Annotated in this window: 24 protein-coding genes; 12 read left to right on the top strand and 12 right to left on the bottom strand. The window is 29.3% G+C overall.

The annotated features are described in order from the left end of the window. From H518_RS19155 to H518_RS0103505, 3 genes are all read right to left on the bottom strand, one after another. The coding region (locus H518_RS19155) for a proprotein convertase P-domain-containing protein (RefSeq protein WP_043706410.1) at positions 1–2,686 on the bottom strand (2,686 nt) is incomplete at its 3' end. 582 nt (positions 2,687–3,268) lie between these two features. After that, a complete protein-coding gene (locus H518_RS0103510) occupies positions 3,269–4,408 on the bottom strand; it encodes a cysteine desulfurase family protein (RefSeq protein WP_028887786.1) in 1,140 nt (379 codons plus the stop codon). A gap of 15 nt (positions 4,409–4,423) precedes the next feature. Next, positions 4,424–4,972: a Smr/MutS family protein gene (locus H518_RS0103505; RefSeq protein ID WP_028887785.1), complete on the bottom strand. Its 549-nt coding sequence runs from the start codon at positions 4,970–4,972 to the stop codon at positions 4,424–4,426. Between the two features lie 82 nt (positions 4,973–5,054). Between H518_RS0103505 and H518_RS0103500 the strand changes: the two genes are divergently transcribed. Continuing rightward, a complete protein-coding gene (locus H518_RS0103500; protein ID WP_028887784.1) occupies positions 5,055–5,687 on the top strand; it encodes a low molecular weight phosphatase family protein in 633 nt (210 codons plus the stop codon). A gap of 9 nt (positions 5,688–5,696) precedes the next feature. Here the strand turns inward: H518_RS0103500 and ppk2 (H518_RS0103495) are convergent, their stop codons facing one another. Together ppk2 (H518_RS0103495) and ppk2 (H518_RS0103490) are read right to left on the bottom strand one after the other, a co-directional pair. Beyond that, positions 5,697–6,476, bottom strand: coding sequence for a polyphosphate kinase 2 (gene ppk2, locus H518_RS0103495; RefSeq protein WP_028887783.1), 780 nt, complete (start codon positions 6,474–6,476; stop codon positions 5,697–5,699). A 1-nt stretch (position 6,477) separates the two neighbouring features. Continuing rightward, the gene (ppk2, locus tag H518_RS0103490) at positions 6,478–7,335 is read right to left on the bottom strand and encodes a polyphosphate kinase 2 (RefSeq protein ID WP_028887782.1); all 858 of its coding nucleotides are present in this window, start codon (positions 7,333–7,335) and stop codon (positions 6,478–6,480) included. Between the two features lie 66 nt (positions 7,336–7,401). On the opposite strand from ppk2 (H518_RS0103490), the gene H518_RS0103485 reads away from it, so the two are divergent. Together H518_RS0103485 and dnaN are read left to right on the top strand one after the other, a co-directional pair. After that, positions 7,402–8,352: a lipid A deacylase LpxR family protein gene (locus H518_RS0103485; protein ID WP_028887781.1), complete on the top strand. Its 951-nt coding sequence runs from the start codon at positions 7,402–7,404 to the stop codon at positions 8,350–8,352. Between the two features lie 84 nt (positions 8,353–8,436). Beyond that, complete coding sequence (gene dnaN / locus H518_RS0103480; protein ID WP_028887780.1) at positions 8,437–9,555, top strand: DNA polymerase III subunit beta; 1,119 nt, start codon at positions 8,437–8,439, stop codon at positions 9,553–9,555. A gap of 75 nt (positions 9,556–9,630) precedes the next feature. Here the strand turns inward: dnaN and H518_RS0103475 are convergent, their stop codons facing one another. Further along, the gene (locus H518_RS0103475) at positions 9,631–10,593 is read right to left on the bottom strand and encodes a hypothetical protein (protein WP_155995147.1); all 963 of its coding nucleotides are present in this window, start codon (positions 10,591–10,593) and stop codon (positions 9,631–9,633) included. Between the two features lie 343 nt (positions 10,594–10,936). On the opposite strand from H518_RS0103475, the gene H518_RS0103470 reads away from it, so the two are divergent. The 8 genes from H518_RS0103470 to H518_RS0103435 all read left to right on the top strand — a co-directional run bounded on the left by H518_RS0103470 (position 10,937) and on the right by H518_RS0103435 (position 17,670). Then, positions 10,937–11,701 (top strand): ParA family protein, encoded by a 765-nt coding sequence (locus H518_RS0103470; RefSeq protein ID WP_028887778.1) that lies wholly within the window; start codon positions 10,937–10,939, stop codon positions 11,699–11,701. A 9-nt stretch (positions 11,702–11,710) separates the two neighbouring features. Then, complete coding sequence (locus H518_RS0103465; RefSeq protein WP_028887777.1) at positions 11,711–12,598, top strand: ParB/RepB/Spo0J family partition protein; 888 nt, start codon at positions 11,711–11,713, stop codon at positions 12,596–12,598. A 42-nt stretch (positions 12,599–12,640) separates the two neighbouring features. Further along, on the top strand, positions 12,641–13,177 hold the full coding sequence (locus H518_RS0103460) for a DUF5683 domain-containing protein (RefSeq protein ID WP_231891970.1): 537 nt from the start codon (positions 12,641–12,643) through the stop codon (positions 13,175–13,177). Between the two features lies 1 nt (position 13,178). Further along, complete coding sequence (gene dapB / locus H518_RS0103455; protein WP_028887775.1) at positions 13,179–13,880, top strand: 4-hydroxy-tetrahydrodipicolinate reductase; 702 nt, start codon at positions 13,179–13,181, stop codon at positions 13,878–13,880. Positions 13,881–13,960: 80 nt separating this feature from the next. Beyond that, a complete protein-coding gene (lepB, locus tag H518_RS0103450; protein WP_028887774.1) occupies positions 13,961–15,541 on the top strand; it encodes a signal peptidase I in 1,581 nt (526 codons plus the stop codon). Positions 15,542–15,548: 7 nt separating this feature from the next. After that, a complete protein-coding gene (locus H518_RS0103445; protein ID WP_028887773.1) occupies positions 15,549–16,160 on the top strand; it encodes a WbqC family protein in 612 nt (203 codons plus the stop codon). A gap of 129 nt (positions 16,161–16,289) precedes the next feature. Beyond that, on the top strand, positions 16,290–16,862 hold the full coding sequence (locus tag H518_RS20360) for a Crp/Fnr family transcriptional regulator (protein WP_051263650.1): 573 nt from the start codon (positions 16,290–16,292) through the stop codon (positions 16,860–16,862). Between the two features lie 220 nt (positions 16,863–17,082). Continuing rightward, positions 17,083–17,670, top strand: a complete 588-nt coding sequence (locus H518_RS0103435; protein ID WP_028887772.1) for a Crp/Fnr family transcriptional regulator — start codon at positions 17,083–17,085, stop codon at positions 17,668–17,670. 42 nt (positions 17,671–17,712) lie between these two features. On the opposite strand, the gene H518_RS0103430 is transcribed toward H518_RS0103435, so the two are convergent. From H518_RS0103430 to H518_RS0103405, 6 genes are read right to left on the bottom strand one after another with little or no spacing between them, the layout of a single operon-like run. Further along, positions 17,713–19,215 (bottom strand): lipopolysaccharide biosynthesis protein, encoded by a 1,503-nt coding sequence (locus H518_RS0103430; RefSeq protein WP_028887771.1) that lies wholly within the window; start codon positions 19,213–19,215, stop codon positions 17,713–17,715. A gap of 1 nt (position 19,216) precedes the next feature. Then, complete coding sequence (gene wecB, locus H518_RS0103425) at positions 19,217–20,302, bottom strand: non-hydrolyzing UDP-N-acetylglucosamine 2-epimerase (protein WP_028887770.1); 1,086 nt, start codon at positions 20,300–20,302, stop codon at positions 19,217–19,219. Continuing rightward, complete coding sequence (locus H518_RS0103420; protein WP_043706408.1) at positions 20,299–21,579, bottom strand: glycosyltransferase family 4 protein; 1,281 nt, start codon at positions 21,577–21,579, stop codon at positions 20,299–20,301. The genes wecB (H518_RS0103425) and H518_RS0103420 overlap by 4 nt, the downstream gene beginning before the upstream one ends. Before the next feature lies 1 nt (position 21,580). Next, complete coding sequence (locus H518_RS0103415; RefSeq protein WP_028887768.1) at positions 21,581–22,795, bottom strand: glycosyltransferase; 1,215 nt, start codon at positions 22,793–22,795, stop codon at positions 21,581–21,583. Further along, positions 22,792–23,880 carry a non-hydrolyzing UDP-N-acetylglucosamine 2-epimerase gene (wecB, locus tag H518_RS0103410; RefSeq protein WP_043706407.1) on the bottom strand — a complete coding sequence of 363 codons (1,089 nt, stop codon included), beginning with the start codon at positions 23,878–23,880 and terminating at the stop codon, positions 22,792–22,794. Before wecB (H518_RS0103410) ends, H518_RS0103415 begins: the two co-directional genes overlap by 4 nt. 2 nt (positions 23,881–23,882) lie before the next feature. Further along, complete coding sequence (locus H518_RS0103405) at positions 23,883–24,401, bottom strand: class I SAM-dependent methyltransferase (protein ID WP_028887766.1); 519 nt, start codon at positions 24,399–24,401, stop codon at positions 23,883–23,885. 323 nt (positions 24,402–24,724) lie between these two features. Between H518_RS0103405 and H518_RS0103400 the strand changes: the two genes are divergently transcribed. Next, on the top strand, positions 24,725–26,410 hold the full coding sequence (locus H518_RS0103400; RefSeq protein ID WP_028887765.1) for a helix-turn-helix domain-containing protein: 1,686 nt from the start codon (positions 24,725–24,727) through the stop codon (positions 26,408–26,410).

Here is a 26,410-nt window from a genome sequence, read left to right as displayed (position 1 = left end):
CCAATCCTGTTGGTGCTGCTGGTTGTGCATTAACAGCTAACTGTGTTGATACTTCTTCTGGACAACTATTGTTTGCTGTTGTAACCTCTACTCTATAGTTGTTTCCAGACATTCCTGACGTAACATTGTTTACCGTTAATACAGCTGTGTTCGTTCCACTATAAGTAGCATTTTCAGGTAAAAGACTTGTATTTAAATACCATTTATAAATTAAATCACTTGCTAAAAGTGCTGATGTCGTATCATCACTTTCATCACTTCCTAAAGCTCCATAGTTATCAACCCTTGTTCCTGAAGCCGTTACAGTAAATGTTACATCTGCTCCTTCACACACACTTCCTGTAGGCGATTGATTGATTGCCGAAATAATTACTTTTTCATTTGTAATAACAGCAATACTAGATGCTTGTGGGCTTCCTACTGCAATTGGAACACCATAATTCAGACCAGGTGTAGTATTTACAGTTGTTCCTAAGTTAGCTAAACTTCCTCCGTTACTTCCACCTGTTAAATTTGTTAATCCTGTTGTTATTTTATTAGCTCCTTCTGAAACGTCTGGACATCCATCATTATCTGAATCTGTATCTAAATAATCAGGTATTCCATCCTTGTCCGTATCAACTAAACATGACAACTGAGTGAAAGGAATATTTTGTTTAGTAATAGATGGGCCTTGATATTGTACCTGTAATGATTCAGCTCCAAAATTCTCAAAAAACGTTACCTCGATTTGATGATATCCTACACCTAAATTTACTTGACCACTTTGCTCTACACTTCCATGCAAACCATCATTATCTACTATTTCATTTCCATCTATATGTAACTTAGATCCATCATCAGATCTAGTAAAAAAAGTATAACTTCCTGCTGTAGAAATCAATAAAAGTCCTTTATATCGAATACTAAATGTATCTGCTGGACTTGGTATTGAAGCAAATAATGCATCTACATCAAAACTTGTTGCAGTACCTACACTTAAAGCCCCTGTTGTAGGAATATTATCTACACTAAACCCTGGCGGAACCAGATCATAAAACTCATAACTAATAGAATTAGCACAACTATTTTCTACAGTATCTAAAATCCCATCATTATCATCATCTAAATCACAACCATCAGGAATGCTATCTCCGTCAGCATCTGCTGCATCATCGAAACCTTCACACTTGTCATCTTTGTTAAGTACTCCATCTCCATCATCATCACATTCACCTCCAGTGATACTTGAATTAGTAGAACTAACATTTGTTTGTCCAGTTCCTACTGAAATAGGGATACCTGACTTATTATCAACACCTCCTATTAATCTACCATTACTATCTATACTAGCTAGTGTTAATCCTGTATTACTACCTTCTAATGCGTCATAACATCCATCATTGTCTGAATCAGAATCAAGATAATCAGGCGTACCATCATTATCTGTATCTAATTGTGTGTTACAAAAAGTGAAATTACCTAATGCTAATACTTGATATTGTCCAGCAGACGGAGCTGTTGTTAAGTTTTTATATTTTAGTTCTATTTTAGTTATCCATGCCTGAATACCATTAATCACAACGTCTCTATTATTACTGGCAGCTGTACCTGTAAAAGTATTCCCTACAACACTTTGCCCGTTTAATGTATATTCTGAAGCACTTAATGTGTGTATCGTACCATCTACTTTTGTTATAACAAACTCAACTTCATCTATAAAAGTAGTATTTCCAGAAGCATTATCAAGATCATATACTGTAAAAGCTAAATTATAAATAGGCTCATCGAACTCAAATATATGTGTTGACTCCCCAGCATTTGCAGCCTTTTGATATAAGGTATATGAAGAATTTGTAGTTACCGCATCATTTACATTAAACTCTTGAGTTGACAAACCGCCTCCATCTCTGGTTAGTCTAACTCCCGTACCATTAATAGTTAAATTAGGGTTTGTTATTGGATCTTCACCTGAAGCATAAGTACCATCTCCCTTAGCATATTCACCATCCCAGTTAAGGGTGGAATTACTAGTATTACATGGTGCTAATTCATTTATATCTAAAATCCCATCGTTATCATCATCTAAATCACATACATTATTTATTCCATCTCCATCAGAATCTGAGGCAGTAGGGTTACCATCTGTACTAGCATTATCGGTACAAGGACTAGTAGGAGTACATATTTCTATAAAAAAACTATCTATGGTTCCAACATCTCCACCATCAATATCAAAAACAGTTAACGTCCAATTTCCATTTGGATTTTCCCCTATAAAATTACTTAGTGGGGTTTCTGGCCTAAAAGCACCTGTAAAAGGAGCAACTCCAGAACCGATTGGATTTGCTGCAGAATCATCAAAAATAGTATTCGTATAATTATCTCCAGAAGAACCTCTATAGGTAGAAAGAGAAACAGATGTTCCATTGGGGCTTGTTAATCGTATATATAAATCCCTGACATACCCGTGAGTAATATTCAGTCTAACATTCACATCTGTTATTGGATCTGATGTAGAAAAATTAACTGTTTCTGAAGCTAAACTAAAACCATCTGGAATGGCTGTTGATCCACTCCATGATTCTGTCGTACAAGTTTGTGCATATGAAAAACACGTAAATACTGTAAAAAAAAGTAATGCTAAAAATAATCTATTACTACTTAAGCTTTTGTTTAATTTAACAAAATTGTAATTTCTCTTCATTTTATTATATATAATTATAAACCCTATTAAATAAGGTTCACTTTTAATCGATTTTAAAAATATATTTGAGAAATTTCACCCCAAATTACGATACAATTAACACGCTTTAATATGTGTTAAAATAAATAGATCGGGGGGGGATACTAAATTAAGTTTGCGAATGTAATTATAATTTGCATATTTTTTAACATTAAAAATTATTTTTTTTTCAAAAAAACATTTTTCAAAAAAAAAGCTCAGTCTTTATGAGGGTAACAACATATATCACATACTTTTACAACAAAAAAATTCTTCTGTAATCATTTTCATAAAGACATTTGAAAGAATTAACACATATATAGCTTTATAATTAATATGCTTAGTAGATTTTTTAAGTATAAAATTATAAATTAAATTATCAGAAAACCACTACCTCAACAATCGATATTAATTCTCACCACAATAAACCATAGCTAAATACTATAAAAAACTAAAAAAGAATAAGATAAATCAATTAAAAACACAGTGAAAAAACAAGATTTAAAGCACTTTTAAAAAAAAACGAATACAAATCACCATACTAAATTAAAAAACACCTATTTACTACCTTAAAATAAATTCTTTCAATTTACCAACAGTAAAATCAATTTCTTTTACAGTCGTTAACTTACTAAATGAAAACCTGATTGATGTTTTTGTTACATCCTCTTCTTTTAAAAAACTCATTAAAACATGCGAACCTTTACTAGCACCACTTTGACATGCACTTCCACCAGAAACTGCTATTTGGGACAAATCTAGATTAAACAATAACATCTTATCTTTTAATTGAAAACGAACACTCAATATAGTGTAACTACTTTTTTCTAAATTATCAGACTCTCCATTAAATTGAATACCTTTAAAATTAGTTTTCAACTCCGTAATAAAATAATTTTTTATTGCGCTTATATGCTTTTTATCTTCTTCTAATTTATTATATGAAATTTCTAAAGCTTTTTCCATTCCTAAAATAGCATGCACATTTTCAGTACTAGATCTTACACCGTTCTCCTGTCCTCCTCCATGAAGCATTGGCTTAACAGAAATACCTTTTCTTACATACATAAAGCCAATTCCTTTTGGTCCATGAAATTTATGACCACTAGCTACAATAAAATCTATTGGTGTTTTTTGTAAATCTAACTGGTACCTACCAATTGCCTGTACTGTATCTGAATGAAAATAAGCACCATATTCTTTACACAATATAGCAACACTTTTAACAGGCAATAAATTACCAACTTCATTGTTTACATACATTAAACTAACTAAAGTTTTTTCGCTTGTGTTTTTTAAAGCACTCTCTATATCATCCAATTGAATCACTCCTTGCTCGTTCACACTAACATAATCTACAGTTATATTATATGTTTTCTGTAAATGCTCTACAGTACGCAAAACGGCATAATGTTCTATTTTAGAAGTTATAATTCTTTTCACACCTAAGTTCAAAATCGCATTGTACAAAATTAGATTATCAGCCTCTGTACCTCCTGCCGTAAAGAAAATTTCTCTTGCAGAGACATTAAATTGTTTTGCAATTTTTTTTCTTGCCGTTTCAATAACTGTTCTTGCCTTTCTACCAAATTGATGTACCGAAGAAGGGTTTCCAAAATTACTTAACATTGATTGTTGCATTACTTCTACAACTTCAGGCAACATAGGTGTAGTTGCAGCATTATCTAAATAAATAGCTTTCATATCACAAAAATACAATTAATTAGCATTCTGATAAATATAAATTTCAGTTGCTCCTTGCCCATACTTTTGATATGAAGCATCATAGTATTTTACATGATAATTATTTAATAAATAATTTAACTCCATCTTTAAAACACCCTCACCTTTGCCATGAATCAACACTAATTTTGATATTCTTTTTGAGATACAATACTCCAACTTATGTTTTGCTGTCTCTAACTGTAATGATAAAATATCATAATTATCCATCCCTCTTGTAGATTTCACTAATTTACCTGCATGTAAATCCACCTCCATCACCACTTCATTTTTATCTTTTACAAACGCTGATTTTTTCTTTTTACCTACCTGCTTAACCTTTTCTTTTAGTAATGGATTATTAATATCAATATATCTACTCAACTCATTCTGATCTACCTTAATCTTTACTAATTCGTGTGAAAAAAAAGAATACACCATTCCATCTACATCTTTAACAAAAAACAGACTATCTTCTTTTCTTATTATAATCCCCCTAATATCAGCATCTAAAACCGCTACTTTATTACCTATTTCTAAACACATTCTTAACCTTTACTTAATTAACCAAAAGAGTTTTACAGCGTATTTTTGCAGCAAATACACGCTGCAAAAGAACTGTAAAAAAATGATAAACACTAAAAATATTAGCACAAAAATATTCTTTGAAGAAGCTAAAAGAGAAATAATTATCAGCAATGATCGTAAAGAACTACTTACGGATATTGCCGATGTAATTATTAGCGAATATCTAGACCGTGAAAAAATTAACTTAAACTTTATTTGCACACACAATTCTAGAAGAAGTCAATTTGCACAAGCTTGGAGTTTTTTTGCTGTTGAATATTTTGAATTGAATAATATCTTCACCTATTCTGGAGGTACAGAAACCACTGCTTTTCACAGAAATACTGTAAAATCTTTACAAAAAACAGGTTTTACTTTTAATGTTATCGATTTTTCTCATCAAAATCCACGATACCTAATTTCATTCAAAGATTCTAAAAAATCTATTTTAGGTTTTTCTAAAACATACGACAACCCTGACAATAGCTATCCGTATATTGCCATTACAACTTGTGATAGCGCTGATGAAAACTGCCCATTTATACCTGATGCTATCAGCAGATTCCACTTACCTTACTCAGACCCTAAAAGCGCTGATAATACCGATTTAGTTTCTGAGACTTATTTAAACACAAGTAAACAAATTGCAGGTGAGATTCATTTTATTTTCGATATTATAAAAGACAATATATAAACTGTATAATTACACTACCGTATCCTTATCATAAGGAATACTATCTAATACATGATTTATAACATTAATACGTGCTATTGTTTTTCGATTAGCACGTATTACTTTCCATGGTGATATTTCGGTATTTGTTTTCGAAAACATCTCTCTCTTATACCCTGTATAATCATCCCAAAGTTCTTGTGCCTTTTTATCAACAGCAGTCATCTTCCATTGTTTTAAAGGATTGTCTTTAATATCTCTAAATCGTTTTGCCTGTTCTTTTTTATTAATAGACATATATATTTTAACCAATCGAATACCCGATTCTAAAATCATTCTTTCAAAATCATTAACCTGATTCATAAACACTTGATACTCTTCTTGAGTACAAAACCCATTTACAGGCTCAACAACCGCTCTATTATACCAACTTCTATCAAAAAAAACAATTTCACCAGCTTTAGGAAACTGCTCTACATATCTTTGAAAATACCATTGTGTTTTCTCATCTTCATTAGGTTTCGGTAAAGCTATAATTCGCATATGACGCGGATTAATTCTTTCTGTAATTCGACGAATTGCACCACCTTTCCCTGCTGCATCTCTACCTTCAAAAATAATAATAATGCGTTCGTTTTGGTTTATAGCCCAAGTTTGTAAACGAATTAACTCTACTTGTAATTTTTTTAATTTACGTTCATAATCAACATACCTAACCGCTCTCTCTAAATTAAAAGGCTTAGATAAAATTGCTTTCAATCCTTTATTTGAATTAAGCTTATTTACATCTTTTTTTGTTAATTTCTCCATATTAATCTAAATGTTTTACTGAACGATAATAACGCATTACAATATTAGGGTCAGGATTTGTCATTATTTTATGCGTTTCACCTTCTTGATAATCAAACTGCGACAACACATGACGTATACACTCTATTCTAGCCTTCTTTTTATCATTTGTTTTTACAACTATCCAAGGACTGTATGTGGTATGTGTTTTACTAAACATTTCATCCCTATAAAAAGTATAATCACGCCACAATTCTTGCCCTTTTTTATCAACTGGACTAAACTTCCACCTTTTTAAAGGATCATCGTTTCGAGCATCGAATCTACGCATTTGCTCATCTTTAGATATCGATAACCAAAACTTAATAATAATTACACCATCTTCATATAACATATGTTCAAATTCTGGCACCTGTACTAAAAACTTCTTATATTCTTCTTTCGTACAGAATCCCATTACTGGCTCAACAACAGCCCTATTATACCAACTTCTATCAAAAAAAACAATTTCACCAGGATTTGGCAATTCTTTAATATATCGCTGAAAATACCATTGCCCTTTCTCTATCACAGTAGGTTTATTTAACGCCACCAAACGCATAGAACGAGGGTTTAAATGCTCCATAAATCGACGAATATTCCCTCCTTTTCCTGCTGCATCTCTCCCTTCAAAAACAACAGCGACACGTTTATTCTTTTTAGCCACCCATTGCTGAAGCTTCACCAACTCAACCTGAAGTTCTTTTAACTCCTTTTCGTATGCTATTTTATCTCTAACTTTATCAATAGAGACTCCTTTTTTATCAATCAACGTCAACAATTCTTCATTTGTTGAAACGCTTTCAAAATCATCAATTGTAAGTTTTGGTTTATTCCCCATGTAATTTAAGTTGCATTACTAATAATTTAAGCTTAACATTGCTAAAATAAGACGATATTAACTGCTATGAAACAAAAAATATTATTTTTATTTATCATACTATTCACCTCTATCAATATTTTCTCTCAACGAAAATACAGTAAAGAGTTTAGTTTTTTAAATGATAATGATTTATATATATCTACATCTCAGGATAGATATTACACTAACGGAATGTTTTTTACGTATCGATATTTAAGTACAAAAAACGCTAAAAATATAGAAAAAAAAACATTTAATATTCAAATTGGTCATCATATGTACACTCCTTTTAAAGCAACTGTGCAACAACATGATAATCACGACAGGCCTTTTGCGGGATACGCTTTTGGAAGCTTCGGTATAAATTATTTTTATAAAAATGAATCAATCTTAAAAATAGCAATGCAAGTAGGTACTCTTGGCCCTTCTGCGGTTAGTAAAGAATTACAAGATTTTATTCATGATATCTATGGATACAAAAAAGCTATTGGTTGGAAATATCAGATTGCAGATGCTTTTGCTCTAAACTTAAACATTGACTACACAAAAAGCTTAACAAAAGATAACTACCTAGATCTAAACTGGGTAAACAATCTAAAAATAGGAACCGTATATAGTGACTTTTCTACAGGTTTTTATGGGCGCATTGGATTAAAACCATTGCAAAAAATAATAAACTCTATTGCTTTTAATGGTAATTTAAATAGTAAAACCACAAATTTCAATAACGAAATTGAATCTTTTATATACATAAAACCGATGCTAAGCTATACAGCTTACGATGCTACTATTCAAGGAAGTTTCTTAAACAACAACAGCCCTATTACTTTTGAAATTGAACCTTTTAAATTTACTACTGAGATAGGTATACGTTTTACTTTAAATAGATTCAATTTTGGTTACGCTATAAATTATCATACAAAAAAATTAAAAAGCATACGTGTACCTAAAGGTAATTTTTATGGTACAATACAGTTAAATTATCAATTTAATTAATTATTTATTATGGTTAAAAAAATAATTTTTAAAACCATCAAATTAAGATATATTTGTAAATATAATAAACAGAAACTATACTAAATGAAATTTATCGTATCTAGCTCTCAGTTATTAAAACAACTACAAGTTTTAGGAGGAGTTATAAACAGCAACAATACATTACCTATTTTAGACAATTTCTTGTTTGAATTAGCGAACAACGAACTTCAAATATCTTCATCTGATCTTGAAACTACCATGACTTCGGTTGTAGAAGTAGAAAGTACAGATTCGGGGTCGATTGCTATTAATGCTCGTTTATTATTAGACACCTTAAAAACATTCCCTGAGCAGCCTCTTACTTTTAAAGCTGAAAGTGATAGTACTATTGAAATTATTTCGGAACAAGGTAAATACGACATGGCGTATTTTAGTGGAGAAGAATTCCCTAAAGCTGTTGAATTACCTTCGCCTAGCAGTACTGAAATTCCATCACAAATTTTAGCTACAGCTATTTCTAAAACAATTTTCGCAGCTGGTAATGATGATTTAAGACCAGTAATGAGCGGAGTATTTTTTCAATTCAATTCAAAAGAATTAACTTTTGTTGCTACCGATGCTCATAAATTAGTTAAATATACACGTACAGATGTTACTGCTGATAAGTCAGCGGAATTTATCATGCCAAAAAAACCTTTAAACTTATTAAAAGGTATTTTAAATGGTTCTGACGAAAATGTTACTATTGAATACAATGACACCAATGCTAAGTTTAACTTTGGAAATGTTGTTTTAGTTTGTCGTTTAATTGATGGTAAATACCCAAATTACGAAGCTGTAATACCTAAAGAGAATCCAAATAAATTAACTGTTGATAGAGCTTCATTTTTAAACTCAGTTAAACGTGTTTCTATTTTCTCTAGCAAAACAACACATCAAATTCGTTTAAAAATGGCAGGAACAGAATTAAATATTTCTGCTGAAGACTTAGACTACTCTAATAAAGCTGACGAACGTTTACAATGCGACTATCAAGGAGATGATATGCAAATTGGGTTTAACTCACGTTTTTTAAGCGAAATGTTAAATAACTTAAGCGCTAACGACGTTTTAATTGAAATGTCTTTACCAAACCGTGCAGGAATTTTAACTCCTATTGATGGTACCGATGAAGGTGAACAAGTTACAATGTTAGTAATGCCGGTAATGCTGAATAGCTAAACCTTAAAAACATAAACAAGAAAGACCGTTTAAATTATATTTAAACGGTCTTTTTCATTAAAAAAAATGCCTTTTCTAGTAGTTTACAACCTTAAAAGCAGTATTTCCATACCATTCTGCCCAATGCTCAGTATAGCCATCTACTGCTGTATAATGAAATAAGGCAGGAGTACCTACACAGAATTCATAAATTTTCATCACTTCATTTGTATGATTTGATATATTATCAAATAAAGGACTCCTGTTCATTCTGATATTAGTCCCAACAATTTTTGCCTGATAAGCTACTCCAAACTTTAACCTATTGTTTGTTTTAACGGTTACCCAAGTATTCCAAAACCACACCTTTCTATATTGTTCTGTTTTGGTTTTTGCACCAATAGAACTATAAAAATACCAATGCTGATCAAATTGTTCAAGTCTCATTTTCACACTTCTATCATTTGAAAACGACTCATGACGAACAATTCCTCTTGAGGAATATTCTTTTTTATTATTACCATGCTTATATACTTTTAAGAATTTATTATATATAATCGTTTTTTGATCAGAAACTTTAATCTTTCCTACTTTGTAATCTAACAAAAATGATTCAATTTCATTTTCATTACCATGTTTGTAAGTATAAACAAACTCTCCATCTATTCTATAAATAGCCCCTTCAATACTAATTTCTCCATTTTTATTTAATAGATATAACAGCATACTATCACTAGAATTTACTTCTACAACTTCTTTTTTATTTAATTGATATTTTTCAGCTTCATCTGCCTCAATATTATACGCTAACAATAAAGAAACCCTACCACTTCTATCAAAATCTGATTTAGACAACTCTATCAAATCTTGACCAGACTCAATTGATTCTTTAATAAAAATTTCTAATTCTTTAAACGATGAAAAAGAGAGTATTCTTCCATCCTCTCTGAAAAGAACTTCATTAGTTAACTTTTCTTTTTCTACAATATTTTCATCTTCGTTGCTTTGACATGCTACAGTTACAATACTTAACATTAATAATAATAAATACCTATTCATAATAATTGATTTTTAATTTAAATCCCCCTACTCTTTCGCTTTTCGGTTTACGCGATACATTCTTACCTTTTTTTTAGCAGATAAAACTATATTCACTTCTTTTAACTAGTATTAAAAAGAATTTCCACAAAACTACTTTCTTCTTAACATAAAATAGTGGTATAAAAAATGGAGATTAACAGGTGGTAAAGACGGAGATTAATAGGGGAAAAAAACATAACAGATTTGTTTTTTCTGTAAAATTTAAACACTAATAATTAAATTATAGTTTTTGTTAACATCTTTAGCTTTAAAAAATGATAAATAATTGTAAATTTACCTCTTTCAAACTTTTTAAATTACAATGGGTAAAATAATAGCAATTGCAAATCAAAAAGGTGGTGTAGGTAAAACTACGACTACTGTAAATTTAGCAGCATCATTAGGTGTTTTAGAAAAGAGAGTCTTATTAATTGATGCCGACCCACAAGCAAACGCTACTTCTGGTTTAGGTTTAGATGTAGATAGTGTTGAGTTCGGAACGTATCAAGTTTTAGAACACACCATATCGGCTAAAGAAACTATTCTAAAAACAGAATCTCCAAATGTTGATTTAATTCCAGCACATATTGATCTTGTTGCTATTGAAATAGAATTAGTAGACAAACAAGAAAGAGAGTTTATGTTAAAAAAAGCATTAAACGAACTTAAAGATGACTATGATTATATTTTAATTGATTGCGCACCTTCTTTAGGTTTAATCACCTTAAACTCTTTAGTTGCTGCAGATTCAGTTATAATACCTATTCAATGTGAATATTTTGCTTTAGAAGGTTTAGGTAAATTATTAAACACGATTAAAAGTGTTCAAAAAATACATAACCCCGATTTAGACATAGAAGGTTTATTGCTTACTATGTTTGATTCTCGTTTACGTCTTTCTAATCAGGTCGTAGAAGAAGTAAAAAAACACTTCAGTTCAATGGTTTTTGAAACAATTGTTCATAGAAATATTCGTTTAAGTGAAGCACCAAGTTACGGTGAAAGTATAATTTCATACGATGCAACCAGTAAAGGTGCTGTAAATTACTTAAATTTGGCAAACGAAATCTTAACAAAAAACGCATAATTACTGTAAATGGCAAAAGCAACTAAAAAACGAGCTTTAGGAAGAGGTTTATCAGCTTTATTAACAGAAACTGCTGAAGTAAATTCAGCGGAAGATAAAAACGCAGATAAGCTAGTAGGAAATATTATTGAAATCGAATTGAGTTCTATAGAAGTAAACCCTTTTCAACCTAGAACTTATTTTGATGAAGAAGCCTTACGAGAATTAGCAAACTCGATAGAACAATTAGGTGTTATACAACCTATTACAGTTAGAAAACTAGCAAACAACTCGTTTCAATTAGTTTCTGGAGAACGTCGTTTTAGGGCTTCTAAATTAATCGGTAATAAAACCGTTCCTGCTTACATTCGTTTAGCAAATGATCAAGAAATGCTAGAAATGGCATTAGTTGAAAATATTCAACGTAAAAATCTTGATCCTATTGAAGTAGCACTTTCTTACCAACGTTTAATTGATGAAATTCAATTAACCCAAGAAGAGCTAAGTACTAGAGTAGGAAAAAAACGTTCGACTGTTACCAATTATTTACGTTTATTAAAATTAGATCCTATTATTCAAACAGGAATGCGTGATAGTTTTATATCTATGGGACATGGTCGTGCACTTATTAGTGTTGATAGTAATTCTGATCAATTAAATATTTACGAAAAAATAGTTCGAGACAAATTATCGGTTCGCCAAACTGAAGAATTAGTTAAAAATATAAAAGCAGGTACTGTTGCTAAAACAGCAAAAAAGAAAACACTACCTAACTTTGTTTCTGAAGGAGTAAAAGATATTAGCAACTATTTTGGTAATAAAATAGATGTTAGTGTTAACAATCGTGGTAAAGGAAAAATCTCTATCCCTTTTGACTCTGAAGAAGATTTTAATCGCATTAAAAACTTATTAAAATAAGTGAATAATCGTACTATCATACTTTTTTTATTTAGTTTTTTTTTGAGTCAAATTTTATTTGCTCAAAAAGATTCTACAGCTATAAAAGTAAAACAATTACAAATAGTAAGTAATAAATACAACCCTTTGTCGCCAAGTAAAGCAGCATTTTACTCTGCTATTTTTCCTGGTGGAGGGCAAATTTATAATAAAAAATACTGGAAAGCTCCAATTGTTTGGGCTGCTATGGGTACTAGTGCTTATTATTATATAAATAACAGCAACGAATACGATAGATACAGAACGGCCTTTAGACTTAGAAAACAAGGGTTAAAAGATGAATTTACCGATGTAGACGGAAATACTTTAATATCTACACCTGGTTTAGAAAACGCACAAAAAGTACTTCGTAAGAACAGAGATTTATCGCTTTTAACAGGTATCTTATTATATGTTTTACAAATTGTTGAGGCTAGTGTAAATGCACACCTATTACAATTTGATACTACTGATAATTTATCTTTAAAGCCAATGGTATATCCAGACCCGCTTTTTATAGAATCTCCTAAAGTAGGTTTAACACTTAAATATTCTTTTTAAAATGAAAATAGCCTTACTTGGTTATGGTAGAATGGGTAAAGAAATTGAAAAAATTGCTTTACAAAGAGGCCATGAAATTATAATAAAAACTTCTGAAAAAGAAGGTTACGACATTACTGAAGCTGATGTAGCAATTGATTTTAGCGTTCCTTCTTCTGCTTTTGATAATATTAGTAACTGTATAAACAATCAAATTCCTGTAATTTCAGGAACAACAGGTTGGCTTGATAAATATGATTCTATAGTTGAATTGTGTAATCAGAAAAAAGGTGCTTTTATTTACGCTTCTAATTTTAGCTTAGGTGTAAATGTTTTCTTTGAGCTAAATAAACAATTAGCTAAAATGATGAATGCATTAGAGCAGTATAATGTTTCTATTGAAGAAATTCATCACACAAAAAAACTAGATGCCCCAAGCGGAACAGCAATTACATTAGCTGAAGGTATTATAGAAAACACGAACAAAAATAATTGGGAATTAGAGACTTTAACTTCTGAAAAAAACATCCCTATTACTGCTATTAGAACTCCAGATGTACCTGGTACGCATACTACCACATACAAATCAGTTGTTGATACTATTGACATTAAGCACACAGCTCATAATAGACAAGGATTTGCTTTAGGTGCAGTTATTGCCGCTGAATGGTTAGTTAATAAAACTGGTGTTTACACCATGAGAGATGTGTTAAACTTAGGTTAATTACGTAACAATCTTAAAAAAAAAGACACTAATAATATTGAATTTCATTCCTTAATACAGGAAAACAAAATATACGCATTATGACATTTACCGAATGGTTTATATTCTTTTTAATAATACAAGTAATTCATTTTTTAGGAACTTGGAAATTATATATTAAAGCAGGAAGACAAGCTTGGGAAGCTGCTATACCTGTTTACAATGCCATTGTTTTAATGCAAATAATAAACCGTTCGAAATGGTGGGTTATTTTATTATTTGTTCCAATAGTTAATTTATTAATGTTTCCTATTATTTGGATAGAAACCTGTAGAAGCTTTGGCTTTAACAAGCGAAAAGACACCTTATTAGCAGTCTTTACATTAGGTTTATACATATACTACATCAATTACATTACAGATACAGCGTATATTGAAAACAGAAGTTTACAACCAAGATCTCCTTTAGGTGAATGGGTAAGTTCTATTGCTTTTGCTATTATCGCTGCAACCATAGTACACACCTACTTTATGCAGCCTTATACCATACCTACTTCTTCTTTAGAAAAAACATTATTAGTTGGTGATTATTTATTTGTTAGTAAATTTCATTACGGTGCTCGTATACCTAGTACAACAGTAGCTGCGCCAATGGCACACGACACAGTACCTCTTTTAGGAACAAAATCGTTCTTATCTGACAACAAAAATAAAGATGGTTTTTTAAATAAACTCTCTTTACCATACATGCGTTTACCAGGTTTTCAAAACATTAAGCGTAATGACATTGTTGTTTTTAGCTGGCCTGCAGACACTTTAAAAACAATGTGGGGTGATCGCTCGGGAGAAGCAACTTATAAACCTATTGATAAACGAACAAATTATGTAAAAAGAGCAACAGGTATTGCTGGTGATACACTAGAGGTTCGTGACGGTTATGTATTTATAAACGGAAAAAAAACAGTTTTACCAGATAGGGCAAAGCCACAGTGGTATTTTATAGTTGATACTGATGGAAAACAATTACCGCAAACTGTAATAAGAGAATATAATAAAAATAGAGAAGGTAAAATGTCAAACGACGGCCTTTACTACTTTAATCTTACAGATAAAGAAGCAGCGACATTAGCTAAGAACCCTTTAGTAAAAAGTATAGAAAAACGCTTACAACCAAGTGGAAATTACGATAAATCTGTTTTTCCACATAACCCAAAATACGCTTGGTCTCATGATAATTTTGGACCTATTTACATCCCTAAAAAAGGAACTACTGTTGCATTAAATGAGAATACAATACCTTTTTATGAGCAAATCATTAGAAGATACGAAAATAATGATTTAACAATTTTTGGTGATGTTATTTTTATCAACGGTAAAAAAGCTGAAAGCTACACTTTTAAGCAAGATTACTATTGGATGATGGGAGACAATCGCCAGAACTCATTAGATGCAAGAAACTGGGGATATGTACCTTTTGACCATGTAGTTGGTAAACCTGTATTAATCTGGTTAAGTTGGGATCCTAATGCACCAAGTTTTATAGCTAAAATAAAATCTATTCGTTGGGATAGAATGTTCACCACTGTAGGTGGTAGCGGTAAACCGACTTCTTATTTATGGTTAGCATTACTTCTAATTATTGGATATACTGCTTATAGTTTTTATAAAGGCAAAAAGAAATAGATTTATAATGTCACTTTTTATACCAACATATTTTGCTCCTATTTCACAATATGCTGCAATCTACAAAACAGATGCTGTTATTTTTGAATTTGAAGATAATTACCAAAAGCAAACTTATAGAAATAGGTGCTATATTTATGGAGCTAACGGAAAGTTAACCTTAAATATACCTGTAAAGCATGTATTAAATGAAGGTAGAAAGAAAACGAAAGACACTTTAGTTGAAAATGATATTCAATGGCAGCAACAACACTTTAAATCATTATTATCAGCATATCGTACATCTCCTTTTTTTGAGTTCTTTGAAGATGATATCTCTAAAATATTTAGCAAGAAATACAAATACTTGCAAGATGTAAATATAGATACGCATCTATTTATTACTGACGCATTGCAATTAAACACTTCTTTTTCTAAAACAACAGCGTATGATGTAACGCCTAGTATTACTGATTATAGAAACTTAGCACTTGCTAAAAAAGGAGTTGAGATTGAAGTCGATACTTATATTCAAATGTTTGATGATAAACATGGCTTCATCCCTAACTTATCTATTTTAGACTTACTTTTTATGGAAGGTCCAAACGCTATTAGTTTTTTAGAAAAAATTAATTTTTAATAAAAAAATAGTTTTTTTGCTCTCCTATTAAATTTAACTTAATAAAAACTTAAATTTAATCCATTTTAATTTATTTTTTATTTTTCAGTAAAAAATGTAAATTTGAGAGAACTACAATACTCTCTCATTATGAACTTTTTCAGAAATTTTGTTTTTAATATTCATCACGTTTCAGAAAGTTCTTTTACCAAGCTTAATAAATTAACACAACCAAAAAAGCTTCTTAAAAATCAAGAGCTTGTTCGTTTAGGACAAATACCAACTAATTTTTATATTTTAAGAAAAGGAATAATTAGAGCTTATATTATAGATGAAAAAGGAAAAGAACATACTAAAACCATATACACCCCTGTAATTACTTCAGGTAACTTAGGAGCTTTAATTAAACAAGAACCCTCTAATTTAATTTATGAATGCCTCACCGAGTGTGATGTTTTAGAATGTAATTATGCCTCCTTTTATAACTTAACATTGTTACATCATGATTTATCAATTTTTCACCATAGAGTTTTAGAAGCAATACACATTAGAGAAGAAAAGAAAATATTAGAGCTTTTAATGTTAAACGCTACACAACGATATGAAAAACTAAAAGAAAGATTTCCTAAAATTGATAATCTAATTAATCAATACCATATTGCCTCCTATTTAAATATAACGCCAGTTCAATTAAGTAGAGTTCGAAAAAATTACAGAAATTAGTTTTTATAAACACATGTTAATGTAAAACCTACAAATATCAAATATATTTGTAATGTAATTAACAAGTTACATTTATCACTTTTATGTGATTTTCTTAAAACATTCAGACAAGCCCAAAATGAGCATGTCTGACTTTTCATGTCTTTCATTTTATTTTTTATAAAAAAAACCTTAAATTTAGCTACCTTATTTAAGGTTAACTTGTTAATTCCATTTTTTTATGAATAGTGATATTGAAAATTTTCTTTCTCAGTATATTGATTTGTCTGAAAACATGATTTCACTTTTCAAAGAAATAATTACCTATATAGAGTTAGAGCCTTTTGATTTCCTAACTAGAACAAATGAAAATTCTACTTCATTTTTTATTGTAAAAACAGGTATCGTTAGATCTTATTTACAAAGTGAATCTGGAAAAGAAATTACTAGAACTTTTTTTCTTCCTGGTCAACTAACGGGAAACATAGCTGCCTTAATAAAGAAGGCTCCTTCAAATTTAAACTACCAAGCTTTAACAAAGATTACTGCTTATAAAGGTGATTTTTTTAAGTTTAAAGAACTAGTTTTAAAACACCATAAGCTTAGTTTATTATATGTAAAAACCCTCGAAAGTACTTATTTAAAAACCGAAAGTTTAATTCTAGAAATCTCTACCTATAGTGCTACTGAGAGGTATTTAATGTTAAAAAAAATAGTTCCAGATATAGATAATATAATTGCGCAACGCTACATAGCTTCTTACCTTAATGTTTCACCTGTACAATTAAGTCGAATTAAAAAAAATCTTAGCATACTTCAATTAAAATAATTCTTAAAAACTAGTTTAAGAGGCTCTAATTAAAGACTAATTTTATTTTATAAATCTATTCACTAAACTATTTATTTGATCAGAAATAGTCAATTTGAACACTACAAATAGATATACAGGAATAATTATAAGACTCTTTAAAATAATGTTTACAATCGGATCTATTCTAAAGCTTCTAATTGAAAATTCTGGTACCGAGAAATTCCAAAAATAAGAACCTAAAAATAATACAATAATAATTAAAACCATTTGTAAAGTTTTCAGGGTATATGGAAACATTTTTAACTTCTTATTTACAAACCAAAGTTTAAAGGCATTAAAAGTTACCACAGATAATAAGGTTGCTAAAGCTAAACCCTCTGTTCCCATACCTATATCATTGTAGAGAAAAATATTTAAATAGGTAACCATAAACGCCATTCCAACGCCAATTGGCATGGTAATTCTATAAAATTTTGAGTTTTGAATAATTGCACCATTATTTCCTAAAGACATCATAAATAATTTCCCTCCAGAAATTAATAAAACCACTAAACCACCTCCTGCATAATTTTTATTTGGCATTATTTTAAACAACTCATCAACATTACAGTTAACCAATATAAAAAACAAACCACCAACCAATAATAAATTAATAGCACTTTTATGATACAAACTATTAGTTTCTTTATCATTATTTTCATTAATAGCCTTTGAAGTTAATGGCTGTAAGATTTGCCCCATTGCTCTACTTGGTGCTTCAATAAAACTTCCTATAAACAAAGCTACCGCATAATATGCAGCTGTTGCAAAACCATCTTTACCAGGTATCATTATTTTATCGATATCTAAAACAAGTGCCCCTGCACTCCCTGCCAAAAGAATGTAAAAAGAGTAACGTAATACTTCTTTAAAATTATTAGGTATTGAAAAACTTAATTTAGGAGTATATAATTTAAAAGCATAAACTAACATTAATAATGTTCGTACTACATAGGCAAAAGCCATATAATATAAAAATTCTTGTTTGCTAATAAATTCAAAATGCACAGCAAATAATAATACCATAATAACTGCTCTATTATAAAGCTCTTTTAAAACAGTACCAAAAACAGATTGCATTTGCACTTTTGCCCACGAATAAAAAACTTCGAAATAAGCACAGCAAACAGCAATAATGTAAATATAAATAGTGTAATTTTCTATAATTAAATTGCCTTCAACATTACTTTTTGAAATATAACTCATAATTAAATTATGAAAAACATCCCAACAAAAACCAATAGGTAATGCTATTAATAAGGGTAAAAAAAGTACGGAACTTAAAAAGCTGTCTTTTTCTTTTTTAGTTTTATAGGCTGTGAAAAACTTAACAATAGTAAATTGAATTCCTAACGCCATTATTGGCATTAATAAATTTGATGCAGAAAATACGTAAGTTGCTAAACCGTAATATTCATCTTTTAAAAACCTTGAATATAAAACGATAGTGTTTATTCCTCCAATTAAAAATCCTAAATAGATAATTATGGTATTTTTAAGTGATTGCTTTAATACGATTCCCAATTTACGCGTTTATTAATTTGATGATTGATTGATATATTTTTTCGCCAACATTATTACCGTATAATGCTTCTTTAAAGTTTTTTGTTTCTTTTAAAAACTCAGCATATGCATTACTTATTTCTTGCGGGTTTGTTGCGGTTATTTTAGCATAACCATTCGTTACAAGCTCTGTCCATTCAGTTTCTTCTCTTGCTATAATACAGTGTTTTTTATTAAAAAAGGCCTCTTTTTGTAGTCCGCCACTATCGGTGACAACCAAAGCACAATTTTTTAAAAGCTCTAACATATCAAAATAACCAACAGGGTTTATAAATGTAATTTTCGGCTTTAAACCATATAAATCAAGCATTTTTTTTGTTCGAGGATGCAACGGCATTACTACTTGCTTAGTTTTATGTATTTCTTCTAATCCTAAAAAAACATTGGCTAACTTTTCTTTATCATCCGTATTTTCCTGACGATGAATAGTAGCTAATACAAACTCATTTACTGTTAAGTTTAATGATTTAATAACACTTGATTTCTCTTCAGAAAAAGCCCCGTAAAACTCCACTGCATCTTTCATGATGTCTCCATGTTGCTCAACCTTAATCTCTAAGTTTTCAAAACCTTCTTGCTTTAAATTAGCAACAGCAACTTCTGTTGGACAGCTTAATAAATCTGCAATCCTGTCAGTTACAATACGATTTATTTCTTCTGGCATTTGCATATTAAATGATCGCAAACCAGCCTCAATATGTATTACTTTAATATGTAGTTTCTTCGCAGCTAAAGCACCTGCAATAGTAGAATTTGTATCTCCATAAACAACAATTGCATCAGGTTTTTCTGTTAGCAAAATCTCTTCAATTTTTTCTAACATCTGCCCTGTCATAGCTCCATGATTTAAACCATTTATGTTTAAATTATATTTTGGCTTAGGTATTTGCATTTCATCAAAAAAAACTGCGCTCATATTAGCATCAAAATGCTGTCCTGTATGTACAATAACCTCTTCAATTTCCTTGTGACTATTTATCACTCTACTTAGCACTGCTCCTTTTACAAATTGAGGTCGAGCTCCTAATATGGTAACTATTTTTTTCAAGAATTTACTACTTGTTTTAGTATTACTGATAATTGTTTGGTTAACTCCTTACGATGATATTGTTCAATATCTTTTGAAGACACCTGCAATGTATTTTCTTTATAACTTTTATATAAACTTAAAACCGTTCTTTTAATTGTTTCTTTATCGTTAAAATCAACAATAGTTCCCGAATTTGTATTTTTTAAAATTACTGCTAAATCTCCATCTTCAGGTCCAATCGCTAAGATAGGTCGTTTTGCTTGTAAATACTCAAAAATTTTACCTGTTATGATTCCTTTAGCACTTGGCACATTATTTACAGCAAGCAATAATACTTGTGAATTACGCTGATATTGTTGTACTTCTTTATGTGGTACGTAATTTATTTTTTCAACGCTTTTAAATTCATATTTATCTAAATCAGTTACTACATCATCAGATAATTCCCCTATTAACTTTATCTCTAAATCGTTTTTAAAAGCATTATTTTCTTCAGATAATTCAGACAATGCCTTCCACAATATTTTCGGATTTCTATCCGAATTCATTAAACCAATATGTGTTATCGAGAATTTTGTATCTAAAGCAGGTACAATTTTCTCATTTTCTTCCGAATCATACCCATTAGTTACCACATGAATATTATTTGAAAACGTTTTATAATTCGCTTTCATTGTTTCACCAACAACCAAAGATGCATCTGCATTTGCTAAAACTTCTTGCTCTAATTGATGATGTTTTTTTATTGATTTTTTTGTTAATGGTAATTGATGGAAATAATCAATAGCTGTCCACGGATCACGAAAATCAGCAATCCACTTTACATTTGTTTTTTTCTTTAACGCTAAACCTATTAAGTGTAAACTATGCGGTGGCCCTGTAGTTATAATTGCATCAATTTTATTTTCTTTCAGGTATTTTTCTAAATATTTCACAGAAGGTTTTATCCAAAATTTTCTAGCATCTGGAATAAAATAATTTGCTCTAACGTATTGTAATATTTTCCCAAAAAAGGTAGGATTAGGATTTAAAAAACCAGCACTTGTTTTAGTTTCTTTCTTTTTAAAGATTGATAAAAAATTATTAGGTTCCCAAATAGTTTTCTTTAAAACTTCTATATTTTTTGGTATATCACTTTTTAACGATTCATCAATAATAGGGTACTTAGCTTCATCAACCGTATACACAACTGGTTCTATATTAAAATCACGTAAATATTTTACAAATTTTAACCAACGCTGCACTCCTGAACCACCTGCGGGTACCCAATAATAAGTTATTATTAATACTTTCAAATTAAATATGTGTATATAAACTATGTAATTTCAAGCTTTCCTCTTCCCAGTTTTCTCCTTGATTCATTACTGCATCAAAAGCGTTATCTTTCTTATAATTTAGTAAATTACCTTTTTGATGAATCATAACAACCTTATCAGTAAAATCATTAACATCATCTGCTTTAAAAACTACTCCACAATCGTATTTCTCAACAATTCTTTTTAAAGGTTTACAAGAACTTACTAATAACAAACTCTTACTCATCATTATTTGAAATAATTTATGAGGTATCGTATTGTCGGTATGCTCGTTTGATTTATGAGGAATTATATTGATGTTAGATTCTTGCATAATGGTTGAAACTTCGTTAAAAGGTCGGTAACCAACAAATTTCACATTATTCTCAACTTTATATTCTCTAGTAATTTCTTTTAATTTTGTTTCGACAGCAAAACTTCCTTTACCTATTAGAAAAAGAGTAGCATTAGGTATTTTAGCTACAATTTGAGGCATTGCTTTAATAGCCGTATCAATTCCTCTGTGAGGTCCAAACCCACCTACGTATGTTATTGAAAAATCTTTGGGATTGATTATATTTTGTGCTACTGAATTTAAAAAATTGCTAGCAAATTCTTTTTTCTCAAAATTAGAAATAACCACTAACTTATTAGGGTTAATATTAAAATTAGTAATTAATTTTTGTTTCATTTCTTCTACTACACAAATAATAGTATCGTACTTTTTACAATATTTTCTTTCTTTATAAGACCATAAAATAGGGTTCATAAAAATAAAATTCTTTAGTTTTATTATTGGATTTTTTTTCCATAAAAACCAAGTTTTTAAAGCCTCTGGATAATTTTCATGCATATCTAAAATTACTTTTTTAACTTTAGATTTAAACAGATAACCTGTACCCGCTAATGGTAAATCATGAATATGAAGATATTCAATACTATATTGCTTCATTGCCTTCTTTATTCCGAAGAAAAAAAGAAGATTTATATTAAAAATGCTTTCAAAGATATCATGTAAACCTTTTTTAGAATTCGAATAATTAGTACCTATTCTAAAAACATTTACTCCATTAATCTTTTCAGTTTTATCATCGTTTTTTTTACGTGGACAAATAACCACCACTTTATTACCGCTATTAACTAACGATTCAGCTTCTTTTCTTACCCTTATATCATTAGGATAAGAAGCATCTACAACCATAGCTATATAACTCATGATAAAAAATCAATACATTTTTTTAAGATACGCCCCGTTGCATACCCATCCCATAAATCTGGAACTTGACCTTCTTTAAATAATTTGTTTTCTATACTATTTAAATGACTTACAATCTTTTCATTATCAAAAGACATTAAAACATTTGTTCCTTTTGTTATTGTACTAGGTCTTTCTGTATTTTCCCTCAAAGTAATACATGGTATTTTTTGAAAAGTAGTTTCTTCTTGAATTCCTCCACTATCTGTAACTACACAAAAAGCATATTTCACTAATTTTTGAAATGCAAAATAGTTTTGTGGCGGAATAATTTTTAACCCTTTAATAGTTTCTAAAGAATCGAATAATTTGTTTTTAATAAAACTATTTTCTGTTCTAGGATGTAATGAAAATACTACATTATAATTTTCAGTAATATTCTTTAACAGACTTATTATTTTATGAAGACTTTCTTCACCATCTACATTTCTTGGTCTGTGCATGGTTATTAGAATATATTTTTTATATTCAATTTCCTCTAGTATTGTTGATGCTTCAATTTGCTCTTCAAAATGAACAAGTGTATCAATCATCGTGTTACCAACATAAGCTATTTGGTTGTCTGATTTCCCTATATTTTTTAAATTTTCAATACCACTTTCTTCAGTTACAAAACAAATATCAGAAATTTCATCAGTTATAATTCTATTAATTTCCTCTGGCATTTCTCTATCTAAACTTCTTAGTCCACTTTCTACATGTCCTAATTTCACATTTAGTTTATTAGCAGTAATTGAAGCTGCTAAAGTTGAATTTACATCTCCTACAGATAGTAATAAATGAGGTTTAAAATTATTTATTACTTCTTCTAGTTTAATCATAATCTCTCCGATTAAACTATTAGGTGTTTTTCCATTTATATTTAAAAAATAATCTACTTCTATATTAAATTGTTTTAAAAAAATAGCTGACATTTTTTCATCATAATGTTGACCAGTATGTACTATTTTTAGGTCAATATTCTGTAGTGCTGCTTGTTTTTTAAATTGCGTAATTTTCACAAAATTGGGTCTTGTACCCACAACAATCAAAATTCTCTTTCTCATTTCTATTTCTTTTTAGCGTATACTGCGTAATACCTTGGTGTATATCTTCTTAAAATGGGTCTAAAACCTATTTGATTAATTGGGCTTGTCCATTTTTCGGTATCTTCAATTTCCCAACCAGACTTTTCTAATAACCAATCATACTGCCAATCTTCAAATTCATGATAATGTCTATCCCACATATCTGTCTTGCTTCTATAAGCACTTTTAAACCATAACTTTAATGGAACCGTAGTTATAATTTTAGTTGCCTCAATTGCTTTTAACACATTAAAAGGAGCTAATAAATGTTCAAAAATTTCAAAAGCTGTTACTACATCTATCTTATGTTTTTTCACTAACTCAGGCATTAAATCTAAATCCTCACCGTTAGTATTATAAACAGTATAACCGTGTTTCTCCATAATTTCAGTAAAAGGGTTTCTAACGCCTAAATCTAAAATTACAGCAGGGGCTGGAATGTTTTTTTGCAAAAACTCAATAGTATGCTTATATCTTTTTATTGGAAGTTTATTATACATTTATCCATTTTTAAGCAAATGTATTACTATTTCAGTATTACTAACAAAAAAAAGGATAAAGAGTTATATAGGTCAGTAGTTATTTAAAATTATATCGTTATTTATATCTCTTTTAATTTTCTTAATGTTAAAAATCTACAAACTAAAAAACAAAAAACTCCAAACATTATTTACTCACCTTTTTCATGAAAACCTTTTTAAAAAGAAGAATCACTTTTTAAATAATATTTTAAGAATAGCGTAAAACACATCTTAATTTGAGTATCTAAAGCTTAATATTTATAGTATATTTGGGTCTTGGATACAAAAAAATCAAAATTTTAATGAATTTAAGGATCTACGTACTTTTATTATTTTCATTAATTAGCTTAGAAGTTTTTTCTCAAGAAGTCGACTTAGATTCGTTTTACTTAGAAAAAATGATTTTTTATAGAAACACAAATATCGACAGCTCTTTTTTTTACAGTAAAAAGCTTAGTGAATCAAATGATTTATGTTATAAAACAAAAGCAATTTCAGGTAAATTTTATGGCTTATATAGATTAAAAAAATACAAAGAATCTGAAAAACTTGTTAAACAAGTAATTAGTATAATCGACTCTTTAGACAAAAAAGACATTTGTTTTATTGACTTAAAGAAATCTGCTTTAAACAGATTGTTTTGGATTAAAAAAAATCAAGAAAAATACGATGAAGCTTATAATGTACTTATAAAATTTGAAGACTTAATAGTAAATTACCCTTTAAAAAATAAAAAAAGCATTAGAGATAATTTAGGTTTAATTTTAAACAAAGCAACTATTAAAAACAAACTCGACTTACCTGAAGATGCTCTAAAAGTATTACGCAACACTTGTTCAAAAATTAATACACCTATTACAAAGGATCTAAAAAATGATTCTTATTATAAAGAATGGAAAGCTAATATTTTAAATTGCTTGGGTAATACATTTATGAAATTAAATGTTAAGACTAATCAACCTAGACACCTTGATTCTGCTGCTTATTATTTTAACAAATCTTTTCTCGTAACAAAGTCATTTGTGCCTCTACATAAAGATTCTGAAATCTTTTATAGCTTAAGGAAAACCAAGGTTTTAATTGCTAAAAAAAACTATCAAAAAGCTCTTGCTGAAATTAATAATTATTCAAAAATAAGCAACGGATATAAATATAAACATCGAGAATATTTTCAAAAATCAGTATGTTATCATAACCTTAAAATAGCAGATTCAGCTATTTTTTATGCCAAAAAATTAATTAACGATCAAAATGAAAAGTGCAGACGAAGTAAACTAATTACTGTATCTACTATTTTATCTAATCAATACAATAAACTAAATAAAATAGATAGTGCATATAAATATTCTCAACTTACTTTAAATCAATATAATTTAGCTAGAGCTGATAAAGAAAAAACATTTAATTCTTTATATAAAAATGATTACAATAAAGCACAGCAATTAAATACCGAGATAAAAAAAAGAGAATCTAACAAGTACAAAAAATTAATAATTTATTTTATTAGTTTTCTAATCATCCTCTTTGTTCTTCTTTTTGTATTTTTAAGAAAGGAAAAAAAACAAAAAGAAGAGCTCTTAGCTAAAATTAAGGATAGAAAACTTAATGAAGCAGAGAAAAAAGAATATAATATTGATCAAATATTAGAAACTAAAATTATTAATAAGGTTGAAGAAATAAACAAAGATTTGTCTTTTTTAAAATCAGATTTTTCAATATCAACTATTGCTGATAGTTTAAAAACAAACACTACTTATATTTCTTTTGTTTTTAATAAACATAACGAAGAATCTTTTTCTCAATACTATACCAAACGTAAAATCGAATATATTATTAATCAATTAAAAACCAATGCGACCTATAGAAAATATTCTATTCAAGCTTTAGCTGAAGAGATTGGTTATACAAATGCCTCTGCTTTTACTAGGGCTTTTAAAAAACAAATAGGAGTAACTCCTTCAGTATTTCTTAAAAGCCTAGATAACTAA

Origin of the sequence: Tenacibaculum ovolyticum DSM 18103, assembly GCF_000430545.1 — a bacterium.
GTDB classification, from domain to species: domain Bacteria; phylum Bacteroidota; class Bacteroidia; order Flavobacteriales; family Flavobacteriaceae; genus Polaribacter; species Polaribacter ovolyticus.
The sequence above is the reverse complement of the archived record's forward strand: the minus strand, read 5'-3'. Positions and strand labels throughout refer to the sequence as shown.